The sequence below is a fragment of the Pseudomonas sp. AG1028 genome, assembly GCF_007993955.1.
Taxonomy (GTDB): domain Bacteria; phylum Pseudomonadota; class Gammaproteobacteria; order Pseudomonadales; family Pseudomonadaceae; genus Aquipseudomonas; species Aquipseudomonas straminea.
The window spans coordinates 99,084-113,355 of the sequence record NZ_VIVP01000005.1; the positions used below are offsets into that span (position 1 = coordinate 99,084).

Sequence of the window (14,272 nt, forward strand, 5' to 3'; positions counted from 1 at the left end):
TGATGGAAACCTTCAACACCCAAGGCACGTTGATCATCATCAGCATGGTGGTCGTCTACATCCTGTTCACCTCCTGGCTGACGATGCGCATTCGCAGCAAGAACACCGAACAGTACATGGTCGCCTCACGCAGCATGCCGGCCTTCATCGTCGGCATGCTGATGATGTCCGAATACATCGGCGCCAAATCCACCATCGGCACCGCCCAGGCGGCGTTCGAGAGCGGCATGGCCGCGGCCTGGGCGGTCGTCGCCGCCGCCATCGGCTTCCCGCTATTCGCCATCCTGATGGCCAGGAAACTGTACAGCTCGGGCGAATACACCATCTCCGGCTTCATCGAGCGCCGCTACGGTTACGGCGCCAAGATGATGGTCTCGGTGATCATGATCTACGCCCTGCTGCTGGTGAACGTCGGCAACTACGTCAGCGGCGCGGCGGCCATCGCCACGGTGATGCATATCAACCTGCCCACCGCCGCCTTCATCACCGCCATCGTCAGCACCCTCTACTACGCCTTCGGCGGCATGAAGAGCGTGGCCTACATCAGCGTGCTGCACACCGTCGTCAAATACGCCGGGGTGATGATCGTGCTGTGGATCGCCCTCAAGCTCGCCGGCGGTTTCGAACAAGTTCACCAGAGCCTGCCAGCGCACTACTTCACCTGGGATGGTGCCATCGGTGGCTCCAAGGTAATGGCCTGGATCATCGGCACCGTGGGCGCGATCTTCTCCACCCAGTACATCATGCAGGCGATCAGCACCACCAAGAGCGCCAAATCGGCACGTAATGCCGCGCTGTGGGCCGGCCTGATGTGCCTGCCGATCTCCATCGCCCTGGGCGTGATCGGCGTGGTGTCCAAGTACCTGCACCCGGACATGGACAGCCTCTACGCCCTGCCGGTATTCCTGCAGTCGATGAGCCCATGGCTGGCCGGCGTGGTCACCATCTCCCTGGTCGCCTCGGTGTTCGTCGGCGTCAGCGCCGTGGCCCTGGCCATCACCTCGCTGGTGGTGCGCGACTTCTACGTGCCGCTGCGCAAGCCCAACGCCGAGCGAGAATTCCGCATGACCAAGGTGATCAGCCTGGTCGTCGGCTTCGCACCGCTGGTATTCGTGTTCGCCGCACCGGAAATTCTCAACCTGTCGTTCTTCACCCGCGCCCTGCGCCTGTCGATCACCGTCATCGCCCTGGTGGCCATCTACCTGCCGCTGTTCGCCACCGGCCGCGGCGCGACCTGGGGCCTGGGCGCCGCCACCGTCACCACCAGCGTGTGGTACCTGATGGGCAACCCGTACGGCATCGACAACATGTACATCGCCCTGATCACCCCCGCCGTGGTGATCTGCATCGAGCGCCTGCTGCCGCGCAGCAACAAGGCCGCCAACGCTTCGGAGGTTACCAATGCCAACTCTTGAACAGCGCCACGACGCCTACCTGCCCACGCCCTATGCCCAGAACCATGCCGCTAACCTGCATGAACTGGCCGACGGCACCCTGCTGTGCACCTGGTTCGCCGGCACCCAGGAAGGCATGGCCGACATCTTCGTGCTGCTGTCGCGCCGCAACCCGGCCACCGGCGTGTGGAGCGAGCCGCAGAAGATGTCCGAAGACGCCAGCCGCTCGGAGCAGAATCCCATCCTGTTCCAGGCGCCGAATGGCCCGCTGTGGTTGATCTGGACCGCGCAGATTTCCGGCAACCAGGAAACCGCCATCGTGCGCCGTCGCCTCTCCGAGGACGGCGGCCTGACCTGGGGTCCGATCGAGACGCTGTTCGATGAAGTGGGCACCTTCGTGCGCCACCCGCCGGCGGTGCTGAGCAACGGCGACTGGGTGTTCCCGGTGTGGTACTGCATCACCCAGCCGGGCGAGAAATGGATCGGCAACCACGATGTCAGCGCGGTGATGATCAGCTGCGACCAGGGCCGTACCTGGAGCCGCCACGACGTGCCGCAGAGCACCGGCGCCGTGCACATGAACGTCCATCAGCTGGCCGATGGCACGCTGCTGGGCCTGTTCCGCAGCCGCTGGGCCGATCACATCTACGCCAGCCGCTCGACCGATCTAGGCCGCACCTGGAGCGTACCGACGCCAACGGAGCTGCCGAACAACAACTCGTCGATCCAGTACATCCGTATGGCCAGCGGCGAACTGGCGCTGGTCTACAACCCGATCAACGCCGAGGGTATCGAGCAGCGCCGCGCTTCGCTGTACGACGAGATCGAGGACGAGGGCGACGAGCGCGTCACGCCGACCGTCAATGCCGACGGTCGCGGCGCCGTGTGGGGCATCCCACGGGCGCCCATGAGCCTGGCGATTTCAGCCGATGAAGGACGCAGTTGGCCGCTGCGTCTGGATATCGAGCTCGGCGATGGCTTCTGCATGACCAACAACTCCCAGGAGAAACTCAACCGCGAGTTCTCCTACCCGAGCATCATTCAGGCTCGTGACGGCAGCCTGCACGTGGCCTTCACCTACTTCCGGCAGAAGATCAAACACGTGCATATTCCCCTGGCGGCCATCCGCTAGAGCCAACGGGCGCCCTGGCGGCGCCCCTTTTGCGTGGAGAATCCAGATGAGTGAAGACCGCCGCTGCGCCCTGGTCACCGGGGTCAGCTCGGGCATCGGCGAAGCCATCGCCCGGCGCCTGCTGGAAGACGGCTGGCTGGTGATCGGCATGAGCCGACGCGCGCCGAGCCTGCAACACCCGAGCCTGAGTTTCGTCGCCGCCGACCTGGCCGACAACGCCTCGCTGGCCGGCGCCCTGGTCGATATCCCGGCACTGGACGCCATCGTCCATGCCGCCGGTTTCATGCGCACCGCGCCTCTGGGCGAACTGAGCGACGAAGACGGCGCGGCCATGTGGCAGGTGCACGTCAGCGCCGCCACCCAGCTGGTCAACGGCCTGATCGGGCGCCTGCGTGCGCCGGGGCGTATCGTGCTGGTCGGCAGCCGCACCATGAACGGTGCGGCCGGTCGCAGCCAGTACGCCGCCACCAAGGCCGCGCTGATCGGCCTGGTGCGCTCCTGGGCCATCGAGCTGGCGCCAAAGGGCATCACCGTCAACCTGGTCGCCCCGGGCGCCACCGAAACGCCGATGCTGATCGACCCGGCCCGCCAGGGCACGCCGCCGCGCCAGCCACCCATCGGGCGCTTCATCCAGCCGGGTGAAGTGGCGGCGATGACCGCCTTTCTACTTGGCGGCGACGCCGGCGCCATCACCGGCCAGCAGTTGGTGATCTGTGGTGGTGCCTCGTTGTGAGCAGGCCGGGCGCTAAGTGGTACAGTGCAGCCGCCTCTCCCTGAAGGATCGCCATGAAAGTCGCCAAACGCCGCCAGGCCATTCTCGAACTGGTGCTCTCCAACAACGGCAACGTCAACGTCGAGACGCTGTGCAGCTCGCTCGGCGTGTCCGAAGCCACGGTGCGCCGCGACCTGTCCTCGCTCGCCGAGCAGGGCATGATCATGCGCACCTACGGCGGCGCCGCGCACATCGGCAAGCATGCCCCGGAAGCTTCGCTGGAAGAGCGCAGCAGCCATTCCAGCCTGGAGAAGGAGCGCATCGCCCGCGCCGCACTGGCCCATGTGCAGGACAACGATACCGTGCTGCTCGACGGCGGCACCTCGACCGCGAGCCTGGCCCGGCTGTTGCGCGAGCGCACCGGCCTGCACGTGATCACCAACAACCTGCTGGCCCTGGAATCGCTACATGAATTGCCGCAAGGGCGGGTGACGGTGCTGGGCGGCGACCTGCGCCCCGGCAGCATGGCCACCTTCGGCCCCGCGGCCATGGCGATGCTCGAACGGCTGAGTGCCGACAAGGTGTTCGTCAGCGCCGATGGCGTGGTTGCCGGGCGCGGCCTGTGCGAAGCGAGCGCCAGCCAGGCCTATCTGAAGGATTTGATGATCCGCCAGGCGGCGGAGGTGTTCGTGCTGGCCGATGCCAGCAAGCTGGGCCGCGATCAGCAGCAATACTGGACGCCCCTGAACACCCGCTGGACGCTGATCACCACCGGCAGCGCCGAACAGCTGGCCGATTTCGACGGTGATCCGCGGGTGATCCAGCAGCGGCTCTAGACCACTGCTGCAGCCATCGAATTACTGCCGCGGGCGCAACGCGCCGCAGTCAGCCGACACCCAGCGTGCCTCGGACTCCATGCTGCCCTGCTGACGGCCCGCGCCGCTGTCGAACTCGCCGTTGACCTTGGTGGTGAAGTTCTTGTCGTCGAGGAAATGCGCCTCGCCCTGGCCGCGACCCTGCGGGCAGGTGAAGTTGAAGACCCAGCGGTCGTTGTCACGGGAAGTGATCTGCTGACTGCAGTTGGGGTCCTGCAGGGGGATGTTCTGCGCATCGACCTGGGCCTGGCTGATGCAGTACTGCACGCCCTTGTCGCCGAGCTGGATGCCCTGCTGGGCCATGGCCCGTTCCATCATCTCGCGCTGCGCCTGGGGCAGGTTCTTGAACTGCTGCAGCATCACGTCGCTGCTTGGCAGGGTCTTGCCGCCCAGCTGCATGTTGTTCGAGGTGATCTCCCAGAGACCGGGCTGGATCGGTTGCTGGGCAGATGCCATGAAGGGCAGCGCCAGCAGGCAGAGAGGCAGTAACTTCACACTAAGCTTTGGCATACGGAACTCCGTTCTGTGACCGCGACACGGCTCGCCAGATATCCGACAGCGCAGCGGCCGGTAAGTCTCGACGCAATGCGCTATCAGGACACCTTTAATCCTCGTGCTCCTGACGATACAACCTGAGCCCCCGCGCCTGATAGTTGGCCAGCGCACTGGGATGGTCGAGGCTGCAGGTGTGTACCCACACCCGGCGGGTACCCGGCCAGGCCCAGGCGGACTGCAGCGCGTGAGTCAGCAGCGGGCCGCCGAAGCCCTGGCCAAAGAAGGCTTCTGCCAGGCCGAAATAAAGGATTTCCACCGCGCCGTCGGCGTCGCGCTGCAGCTCGTAGTAACCGGCGATCGCGCCCTGATGATAGGCCACCCAGGTGCGGTGATCATCGCTTTCGATCACCTCACGCCACTGCGCATCCGACCAGGCCAGCTTGTCCGTCCACTCCCAGGGCTCGCCGACCAGTTGATAGAGAAAACGGTTGAACTGGAACTGCTTGATGCGGCACTCGACCACCTGCAGGTCATCGGGCATGGGCTTGCCGCGCACCTGCTCGGCGCTGTGCATTTCCAGGTAATAGGTGATGTTGCCGCCGTGCTCGCTCATACCGTGATCCGTCGTGTTGAGAGGTCTGGGCCTCGTGGCGAATGGGGCAGGCTAATGAGCGCAGGTAGATTCGGCAATCCCGGCGTTCTCTCATTGGGCGAGGAGGAATTTACACATAGCGCTCGTCACCCCATGACGGCTACACATTTAGCGAAAATCCAGCTGGTAGCCGCGCTTTCTTCCATCCCGCCGCTTATTTACCCTCGGCAGCCCGATTGCAGCCCGCCGACACCACGATGACCGATCTCATCACACCGAACGTTCCAGAAACCTGGCGCCAGCAACTGGCTCAGGTCATGGACGGCAAGCCCGTGCAACGCCTGATCACCGTGCTGATCCTGATCAACGCCGCCATCCTCGGCATGCTGACCTCCAAAGAGATCGTCGCCGAATGGGGCTGGCTGCTGTTGCCTATGGATATGTTCATCCTGGCGGTGTTCGTGATCGAGCTGGCGCTGCGCTTCGCCGCCCGGGGCATTGGCCTGTTGCGCGATCCGTGGGCGGTGTTCGACTGCATCGTGGTGGGCATCGCCTTGGTGCCGGCCAGCGGGCCGTTCAGCGTGCTGCGCGCATTGCGCGTGTTGCGGGTGCTGCGTCTGGTGTCGATCAACCCGAGCATGCGCAAGGTGGTGCAGGCGCTGCTCGCCTCACTGCCCGGTATGGGCAGCATCATCATGCTGATGGGGCTGATCTTCTATGTCTCGGCGGTAATGGCCACGCAGCTGTTCGGTGAGCGCTTTCCCGAATGGTTCGGCTCGCTGACCGCCAGCCTGTATTCGCTGTTCCAGATGATGACCCTGGACAGCTGGTCGAGCGGCACGGTGCGACCGATCATGGAGGTGTACCCGCACGCTTGGCTGTTCTTCATCCCCTACGTGCTGATCGCCACGTTCATGATGCTCAACCTGTTTATCGCAGTGATCGTCAACGCTATGCAGGATGCCCAGGAGCCTGATCCTGAAGTCGCGGCGCGAATACGGCGCGAGGAGATGATTCTTGAGGAATTGAAGGCGTTGCGGGCAGAGTTGGGGGAGATGCGGAGGCAAATCAAGTAGGCAGTCTGTGGGAGCGGGCCATGCCCGCGATTTTTCGCGCGCATGGCGCGCTCCCACAAAAGCAAGCCAGTGAACGCTTCTGCAAATTCAGTCTCCCTTCATCTCACAACTCCAAAGCTCCACCACCGGCTGACTCGCCTTCGGCGGCCCGAGCCACTCGCTGAACGGCTTGCAGCCCTCGGCATCGCACAGCTGGTAGTCGCCCGCCTCGGGCGTACGGCCAAGGCGCAGCGGTTGCAGGGGCGGCACCTGGCGTTGGTAATGCCAGGCCCCCTCGCGCAACACGGCACCATCCGGGATCTCCATACCGGCGCCGCTACCACGTACCCGCGCCTCGCCGAGCAGCAGCCCGCCCGGCGTGACGCGGTAGTCCTCTTCCCAGCGGATCTTCTCGATCGTGTGATCCCAGGCCAGGGTGAAGGACGGCGCAGGCAGCGTCGCCCACACCGCTCCCGCCAGGCCCAGGCAAAGCCCGATCAAGCGGCCGCCATGGCCGGCTGGCGGCGAGCGCGTAGCACATGCAAGGCGATCACCACTGCAGCAACCAGGAAGCCGATTTCATCGGTGGTGACGCTGTACAGCCCGAGCAGGTCGTAGCTGAATACCGACGCCGGAATCACCAGCGAAGCACCGGCGGCGAACACCAACAGCCGCTCCCACGCACGCATCGGCGCCGAGAAATAGCCGACCACTGCCATGCCCCACAAACCGACGGCAAACACCGATTTGATCAACATGTAGAGGATCGCCCCCCAGTCGTCGCCCTGCATCAGCAGCGCCGGGTCATACACCGCCATGAACGGCACCACGAAGCCGCACGCGGCGATGCGCACCGACCATAGGCTGATCCGCAGGCCGTTCTCCTTGGCGATCGAACCAGCGGCGAAACAGGCCAGCGCCACCGGCGGCGTCAGATCAGCCATCAGGCCGAAGTAGAAGACGAACATGTGCGACACGATCAACGGCACGCCCAACTCCAACAACGCCGGCGCGGCGATGGCGCTGGTGATGATGTAGTTGGGAATGGTCGGAATGCCCATGCCGAGAACCAGGCAGGTGAGCATGGTCAGCACCAGCGACAGGAACAGGTTGTCCTTGCCGATGGCCATGATGTAACCGGCGAAGGTGGTGGCGATGCCGGTCAGCGACACCACGCCGATGATCACCCCCACCAGAATGCACGCCACCGCGACCGGGATCGCATGGCGCGCACCGTCGGCCAGCGCCCATACGCAGGCACGCAGGGTTTCCCGCCCGCCCTTGACGTAGAAGCAGCCGGCGACCAGCAGGGCGATCACGCCGAATACCACGCCGATGCCGAACTTGAGGAAGCCGGAGCTGACCAGCCCCAGGGCGATCCAGAAGGCGATCTTCAGCCACAGGTTGCTGGCGCGCATGACGATCGCCGTACCGAGAATCACGATGGCGGTCAGGGCCAGGCCCACGGTGCCGGAGAACATCGGCGTGAAGCCGGCGAACAGCAGATACACCAGCACACCCAGTGGAATCAGCAGGTACCAGCGTTGCTTGATGGCCGCGAACGGATCCGGACATTCCTCTTTCGGCAGGCCGGTCAGCTTCAGGCGCTGGGCCTCCAGGTGCACGGTCCAGAAGATCGAGCCGAACCACAGCAGCGCCGGGATCAGCGCCGCCTTGGCGATCTCCACGTAGGGCACGTTGATGGTCTCGGCCATGATGAACGCAACGGCGCCCATGATCGGCGGCATGATCTGGCTACCCATGCTGGCCGAGGCCTCCACCGCCGCGGCGAAGGTGCCCCGGTAGCCGAAGCGCTTCATCAGCGGGATGGTGAACTGGCCGGTGGTGACCACGTTGGCCACGCCAGAACCGGTGATGGTACCCATCAGCGCCGAGGTCACTACCGACACCTTGGCCGGGCCGCCGGTCTTGTGGCCGAACATGCCCATGGCGAAATCGGTGAACAGGCGGATCATCCCTGCCTGCTCGAGAAACGCACCAAACAGGATGAACAGGAAAATGTAGGTACCCGACACATAGGTCGGCGTGCCGTAGAACCCTTCGGTGCCGAACGACAACTGGTTGATGATCTGGTCGAAATCATAACCACGGTGCGCCAGGTCGCCCGGCAGGTGTTCGCCGAACAGGCCGTAGGCCAGGAAGCAACCGCAGATGAGCGGCAGGGCCAGGCCCATGACCCGCCGCGCCGCCTCGAACACCAGCACCAGCAAGGTCACCCCGACCACCATGTCAGAGGGGGTGAGATCACCCGAACGCTGGACCAGGTCTGCCTCGAAGTACCACTGGTAAAGCGCCGTGCCCAATCCCGCCAGGCCCAGCACCCAGGCGAGCGCCGTCCATGGCCGACCCTGGCCACGCATCGGGAAGCACAGGTACACCATCAGCAACACGAAGCCGACGTGGCCGGCGCGCAGCACCTGGCTGGAGAACGGATGGAAGGCGGCCCCGATGATCTGGTAGGCGGAAAACAGGATCGCGACGTAGAACACGGCCTTGGGCCACTGACCGGGGTTGCCGGCCAGACCTGGATGATCGCTCATGGATAGATTCTCGATGCAGCTGCAATAACGGCGGGCCATTGCCTAGGAGCATGGCCAAGCGCCGACCCGACAGGCGAGCGGGCAGCGTGTACGGCTGCCCGCGCTGCCCTGCGTGTTACTTGAGTACGCCGGCTTCCTTGTAGAAGCGCTCGGCGCCCGGGTGCAGCGGGATTGGCAGGCCCTCGGTGGCGTGCTCCAGCTTGATGTCGTTGGCCGCGGAGTGGGCGGTACGCAGACGGGGCAGGTTGTCGAACAGCAGCTTGGTCATCTGATAAGCCACCTCATCGGAGACCTTCTCGTGGCTGACCAGCAGGTTGACGATGGCCGCTGTCGGTACGTCCTGATCCTGACCGTCGTAGGTGCCGGCCGGGATGACCTTGGCCTGGTAAGCCTGGCTGTCGATCTTCGCCACCACGTCTTCAGGAATGGCGACGAAGGTGATCGGCACCATCGACGCCAGGTCGCGGATGGCCGCCATGCCCAGACCGGAGGACTGCAGGGTGGCGTCCAGCTGGCGGTTCTTGATCAGCTCGACCGACTCGGCGTACGGCATGAACTCGACGCGGCCCATGTCCTTGTAGCTCAGGCCGGCGGCCTTGAAGATGGCCCGGGCATTCAGCTCGGTGCCGGATTTCGGCGCGCCCACGGAGATGCGCTTGCCTTTGAGGTCTTCCAGGGTCTTGATGCCGGACTCTTTGCTCGCAACGATCTGGATATAGTTCGGGTAGGTCGCGGCGATGGCGCGGATGCGCGTCAGCGGCGCCTTGAAACCGGCATCCTCGACACCCTTCCAGGCATCTTCCACCGAGTCGCCCAGGGCAAAGGCGATCTCGCCACGGCCGGACTGCAGCAGGTTGAGGTTTTCCACAGAGGCCTTGGTGGCCTGTACCGAGGTTTTCGCGCCCTCAATGCCGCTGCCATACAGCTGCGACATGGCCACGCCAATCGGGTAATACACCCCGCTGGTGCCGCCGGTAAGCACGTTGATGAAGGTTGGGGCAGCAAGTACCGCGGTGCTGGCAGTGAAGGCCGCGGCAGCCGCGAACAGAGTGACGCGCTTGGTCAATCGCATGGTGTGTCTCCGTGATTATTCTTGTCAGAGAGCCGGTTTGAAAATGCCCGGTTACCAGTAGCCATAGCAGGCGCCGTGCCAGCGATGAAAAGCCGCGAGCCAGAGCGGTTTCTGGAAGATCACTAGAGAGAAAGCAGCGAAAGGTCGCCTATAGGCCAGGTGGCAATCGGCAGGATTCCGCTTATGTGAGCCGCCCAGAGGTGATTTGCAGGCGCACTACCAGAGGAATAACTGTGGGAGCGCGCCATGCGCGCGAAAAATCGCGGGCATGGACTAGGCGTCCCCACCCGCTCCCACATCAGATTGGGGATTGCGGATAGCACCTCTTACGACGCCTCTTCCGCTGATAAAGCAAACCCTAGGGTGGGCTTCAGCCCACCCTAGGGTTTGACCGCCCTCAGAGCCGTGACTCAATCCTCGTCACTGCTCCCCGCCGGCCGGTAGGCACTGCGCTGCAAGCCATGACGCTGCATCTTTTCGTTGAGGGTTCGGCGTGGCAACTGCAGCAGCTCCATGGTCTGCAGGATGCTACCGCGGCAGCGCAGCAGCGCGTTGTGCAGGCATTGCGCCTCGAAGGCTTCCATCTGCCCGGCCAGGGACTGGTTGCCTTCCTGCACATCGTTATCGCCAAGCCCCAGGGCATGGCGTTCGGCGGCGTTGATCAGCTCGCGCACATTGCCCGGCCATTCGTGGCCGAGCAGTGCCGCCAGTTCGGCAGGTGTCAGCGGCTCAAGGGTGCGGCTGTGGCGATGGGCGGCTTCTTCGGCAAAGTGTTCGAACAGCAGCGAAATATCCTCGCGCCGCTCGCGCAGTGCCGGTATCTGCAGCGTGGCGACATTCAGCCGGTAGAACAGATCCTCACGGAAACGCCCGGCCTTGACCTCATCGAGCAGGTCCGGCTTCACCGCGCTGATCACCCGCAGGTCGACCTGAATGCTGCGGTTGGAGCCCAGCCGTTCCAGGGTCTTTTCCTGCAGCACGCGCAGCAGTTTGACCTGCTGGGCCAGCGGCAGACTTTCCACCTCATCGAGAAACAGCGTGCCGCCATGGGCGTGTTCGATACGACCGACGCGCTTGTTCTGGGCGCCGGTGAAAGCGCCGCTCTCATGGCCGAACAGCTCACTCTCGAACAGGTGCTCGGGAATCGCCGCGCAGTTGAGCGCCACGAACGGCTTGTCGGCGCGCTCGCTGAAATCGTGCAGGCAACGCGCCACGCGCTCCTTGCCGGAACCGGTCTCGCCGCGGATCAGCACGTTCACCGAAGTGCCGGCCAGATCGAGAATCTGCCGACGCAGCCGCTCCATGGGTCGCGACACGCCGAGCAGTTGCGCGGCGATGCCATCCTTGAGGGCGAACTGCTGACGCAGTGCACGGTTCTCGCAGATCAGCCTGCGTTTTTCCAGGGCGCGGCGCACGGTGTCGAGCAGGCGGTCCGGGGTGAAGGGTTTCTCGATGAAGTCATAGGCACCCTGCTTGAGCGCCTGCACGGCCATCGGCACATCGCCGTGGCCGGTGATCATGATCACCGGCAGATCGCGGTCGAGTTCGACTACCCGCTCCAGCAGTTGCAGGCCATCGGTGCCGGGCATGCGCACATCACTGATCAGCACGCCGGGAAAGTCGGCGTCGAGCAGCGCCAGCGCCTGGGCCGCCGTGGCGCAGGTCTGCACGCTGAAGCCGGACAGCTCCAGCCACTGCTGCGCCGCCTCGCGAATCGCTGCTTCGTCGTCGACGACGATTACCTGACCTGCCATGAAACCTCCTTTTTCTTATTCGAGGGCGCAGTGTATCCCTGCAGCGCAAGCGCAACGCCCAACGGGTGTTACACAAAATGCCAGGCTCACCCGGCGCACGGCAGGCGCAGGATGAAGATCGCGCCATCCGGGCCATTGCGTGCCTCCAGGCTGCCGCCCAGATCGCGCACGATGCCGTAGGAAATCGCCAACCCCAACCCCAGCCCTTCGCCCACCGGTTTGGTGGTGAAGAACGGCTCGAAAACGCTACTCAGATGTTCCTCGGCAATGCCGCCACCGGTGTCGCTGACCTGCAGCACGCAGCCGTCACCCTGTAACTCGATCAAAACGCCGAGGGTTCGCTGCGGGCTGTCGACCATGGCGTCCAGCGCGTTATTGAGCAGATTGAGCACCACCTGTTCGAGGCGGATCGCGTCGCCGGAGACCCGTGCCTCGCTGCGCACTTCGCGGCGCAGCTCGACCTGCTCGCTGCGCAGCCGAGGCGCCAGCAGCAACAGCGCCTGCTCCAGCACATCGCTGAGCAACAGGCGTTCGTTGAGCCCGGCCGGGCTCTTGCGGGCAAAGGTTTTCAGGTGCCCAGTGAGAATGGCCATACGCTGCAGCAGGCCGTCGATACGCGTCAGGCCGGCGCGCACGTCGGCTTCGCGGCCGTTGTCGAGCAGCAGACCGAGGCTGCCCAGATGCATCTGGATGGCGGTCAGCGGCTGGTTGATCTCGTGGGCCATGGCCGCCGACATCTGCCCCAGCGCCGCCATTTTCGCCGCATGCACAAGCCCCTCCTGGGCTTCGCGCAGCTCGGCGGTGCGCAGGGTCACCTCGCGCTCGAGGTTCTCGCGGATGCTCGCCTGCAAGCGCTGGTTCTTGTGGCGTTGAACCAGAAACAGCACCAGGAACACCAGAGTCAGCCACACGCCAGCAGCGGCCAGGCGATAGCTGCGCGCGGTGTCACCGAGGCTGCTTTCCTCAATCAGCAGGTGCAGCGTCCAGGCCTCGCTAGCCAGCTCCTGGCGCTGCCACAGGTAGGTCTGCCGACCATCGGGGCCGTCGATGTTCATCCAGTCGGCATTGCCTTCAAAGTATGGGCCGGGCTCGCTGGATAGCACTTCCAGCGGGCGCTCGGCGTACTTGCGCACCTCTACCAGCTCGGCGTGATCCAGCTCGTCGAGTTCCTCCAGCGCCAGGAAACGCCAGGCCGGCCGGCTGCTGAGAATCACCACGCCGTAGCTGTCGGCGACCAGCAGCACACCGGGCTGGCCGACCCATTCGCGCTGCAGTTCTTCGAGCTCGAGCTTGACCACCAGCACGCCGATCACCGCGCCGTTGTCGTCGTACACCGCATGGGAGAGGAAGTAGCCGGGCACACCGGTGGTCACCCCGACCGCGAAATAGCGGCCGGCGGTGCGATGCAGGGCGTCCTGGAAATAGGGGCGAAAGCCGTAGTTGCTGCCGACGAAACTGCTCCACTCGTTCCAATTGCTGGCCGCCAGGGTATGGCCATTGCGGTCGATCAGGTAGAGCACGCTGGCGCCAGCGGCGGTGTTGAGCATTTCGAAACGGCGATTGAGCTTGTCACGCAACGTGGGGTCGTTAGGCGCTTGCAGCAGCGCCTGAATGTCGCTGTCCATCGACAGCAGCTGCGGCACCGAACGGAAGCGGTCGACCAGGGTCTGGATCGATTGCGCGTAGAGCTGCAGCTGGCCGTGGGCTTCGTTGCTGCGATCTTCCCAGGCGCGCTGCTCGGCGTAGCGGCTGGCCAGCCACAGGCTGACGGCCAGCCCGAAGATGACCAACAGCACGATGGCGACGGTGCGATAACGCAGAAACAGGGCGGTCATGCATGACTCGAATTCTTATGGTGCCGGCATGTTAGCCCGAAACATGCACGCGCCGGGAAGATGCCGCCGGCGCGAGCCTGGGCTAGGGTCGCGCCATCATCAACTCGGGCACCGCGCGGCCAGCGACCAGTTGCTCGTCAACCAGGCGCACCACGTCCGCCTCGCTGCGCACCTGATACCAATGGCCCTGTGGATAAACCGTCAGGGTCGGGCCCTGATCACAGGGGAACTGGCACTGGGTGCGGGTGATGTGCACACCGCCTTCGCACTCCAGCTTGCCGGCGGCCTTGACCTGCTCGCGCAGCTTTTTCCACAGCGGCAACGCGCCGCGCCGGGTGCAGCGCGGGCCGTTGCAGAGCAGCACGCGGTACTGGTGGGCGGGAATTTTCGACCAAGCGTGGCTGCCCGGCAGTTCTGGTACGTCGACGCAGCCGAGGTGCAATTCCGTCCGTTCGATCAGCGCGCAGGCAACGCCAGCCGCGTCGGCATCGAGCTGGCCGAACAGGCTGGTGACGAAGATGCGCTGTGCATCGGTCTTGGCCGCCAGCTCAGTGCGCAGCCAGTCGACATGCTGGCTGCTGCTCTGTGGCTCCAGGTCGATCACCAGGCAGGTGCCGCTGCCATCGCTCACGCGATGCCAGAGGCCGTCGTAGCCCGCGCCGGTGTCGACGATATCGGCCAGCGCCGCCTCGCCCCGCAGCTCGACCAGCCGAGCACGAAACAGCTCGGCGAAGGAACCGGCGAGCAGATCGGGGCCGGCGAACAATACCTGGGCATAAGGCGTGACAGTCATGG

The 14,272-nt window shown here is 64.6% G+C and carries 13 protein-coding genes; 5 read left to right on the forward strand and 8 right to left on the reverse strand.

The window, feature by feature from the left end; translation table 11 throughout:
• The first annotated feature begins 2 nt into the window (after positions 1-2).
• The 4 genes from FB481_RS09435 to FB481_RS09450 are packed head-to-tail and all read left to right on the forward strand — an operon-like array spanning position 3 to position 4,074.
• On the forward strand, positions 3-1,415 hold the full coding sequence (locus tag FB481_RS09435; RefSeq protein ID WP_147176177.1) for a sodium:solute symporter family protein: 1,413 nt from the start codon (positions 3-5) through the stop codon (positions 1,413-1,415).
• On the forward strand, positions 1,402-2,526 hold the full coding sequence (locus FB481_RS09440) for an exo-alpha-sialidase (protein ID WP_147176178.1): 1,125 nt from the start codon (positions 1,402-1,404) through the stop codon (positions 2,524-2,526). The genes FB481_RS09435 and FB481_RS09440 overlap by 14 nt, the downstream gene beginning before the upstream one ends.
• A 46-nt stretch (positions 2,527-2,572) precedes the next feature.
• A complete protein-coding gene (locus FB481_RS09445; protein WP_147176179.1) occupies positions 2,573-3,259 on the forward strand; it encodes an SDR family NAD(P)-dependent oxidoreductase in 687 nt (228 codons plus the stop codon).
• A 53-nt stretch (positions 3,260-3,312) separates the two neighbouring features.
• Positions 3,313-4,074: a DeoR/GlpR family DNA-binding transcription regulator gene (locus FB481_RS09450; protein WP_093500985.1), complete on the forward strand. Its 762-nt coding sequence runs from the start codon at positions 3,313-3,315 to the stop codon at positions 4,072-4,074.
• A 21-nt stretch (positions 4,075-4,095) separates the two neighbouring features.
• Here the strand turns inward: FB481_RS09450 and FB481_RS09455 are convergent, their stop codons facing one another.
• Positions 4,096-4,623: a DUF3617 domain-containing protein gene (locus tag FB481_RS09455; protein WP_147176180.1), complete on the reverse strand. Its 528-nt coding sequence runs from the start codon at positions 4,621-4,623 to the stop codon at positions 4,096-4,098.
• A gap of 94 nt (positions 4,624-4,717) precedes the next feature.
• Entirely contained in the window at positions 4,718-5,221 is a 504-nt protein-coding gene (locus FB481_RS09460) for a GNAT family N-acetyltransferase (RefSeq protein ID WP_147176181.1), read from the reverse strand.
• Between the two features lie 236 nt (positions 5,222-5,457).
• Between FB481_RS09460 and FB481_RS09465 the strand changes: the two genes are divergently transcribed.
• Positions 5,458-6,276, forward strand: a complete 819-nt coding sequence (locus FB481_RS09465) for an ion transporter (protein WP_093501242.1) — start codon at positions 5,458-5,460, stop codon at positions 6,274-6,276.
• Between the two features lie 87 nt (positions 6,277-6,363).
• Here the strand turns inward: FB481_RS09465 and FB481_RS09470 are convergent, their stop codons facing one another.
• From FB481_RS09470 to FB481_RS09495, 6 genes are all read right to left on the reverse strand, one after another.
• Positions 6,364-6,756 (reverse strand): DUF1850 domain-containing protein, encoded by a 393-nt coding sequence (locus tag FB481_RS09470; RefSeq protein WP_093500991.1) that lies wholly within the window; start codon positions 6,754-6,756, stop codon positions 6,364-6,366.
• A complete protein-coding gene (locus FB481_RS09475) occupies positions 6,753-8,816 on the reverse strand; it encodes a TRAP transporter permease (RefSeq protein ID WP_147176182.1) in 2,064 nt (687 codons plus the stop codon). Before FB481_RS09475 ends, FB481_RS09470 begins: the two co-directional genes overlap by 4 nt.
• A gap of 115 nt (positions 8,817-8,931) precedes the next feature.
• Positions 8,932-9,888, reverse strand: coding sequence for a TAXI family TRAP transporter solute-binding subunit (locus tag FB481_RS09480; RefSeq protein WP_093500995.1), 957 nt, complete (start codon positions 9,886-9,888; stop codon positions 8,932-8,934).
• A gap of 410 nt (positions 9,889-10,298) precedes the next feature.
• A complete protein-coding gene (locus FB481_RS09485) occupies positions 10,299-11,642 on the reverse strand; it encodes a sigma-54 dependent transcriptional regulator (protein WP_147176183.1) in 1,344 nt (447 codons plus the stop codon).
• An 86-nt stretch (positions 11,643-11,728) separates the two neighbouring features.
• Positions 11,729-13,477, reverse strand: a complete 1,749-nt coding sequence (locus tag FB481_RS09490) for an ATP-binding protein (protein WP_147176184.1) — start codon at positions 13,475-13,477, stop codon at positions 11,729-11,731.
• A gap of 82 nt (positions 13,478-13,559) precedes the next feature.
• Positions 13,560-14,270, reverse strand: coding sequence for a ferredoxin (locus FB481_RS09495; RefSeq protein WP_147176185.1), 711 nt, complete (start codon positions 14,268-14,270; stop codon positions 13,560-13,562).
• Between the last annotated feature and the right edge of the window lie 2 nt (positions 14,271-14,272).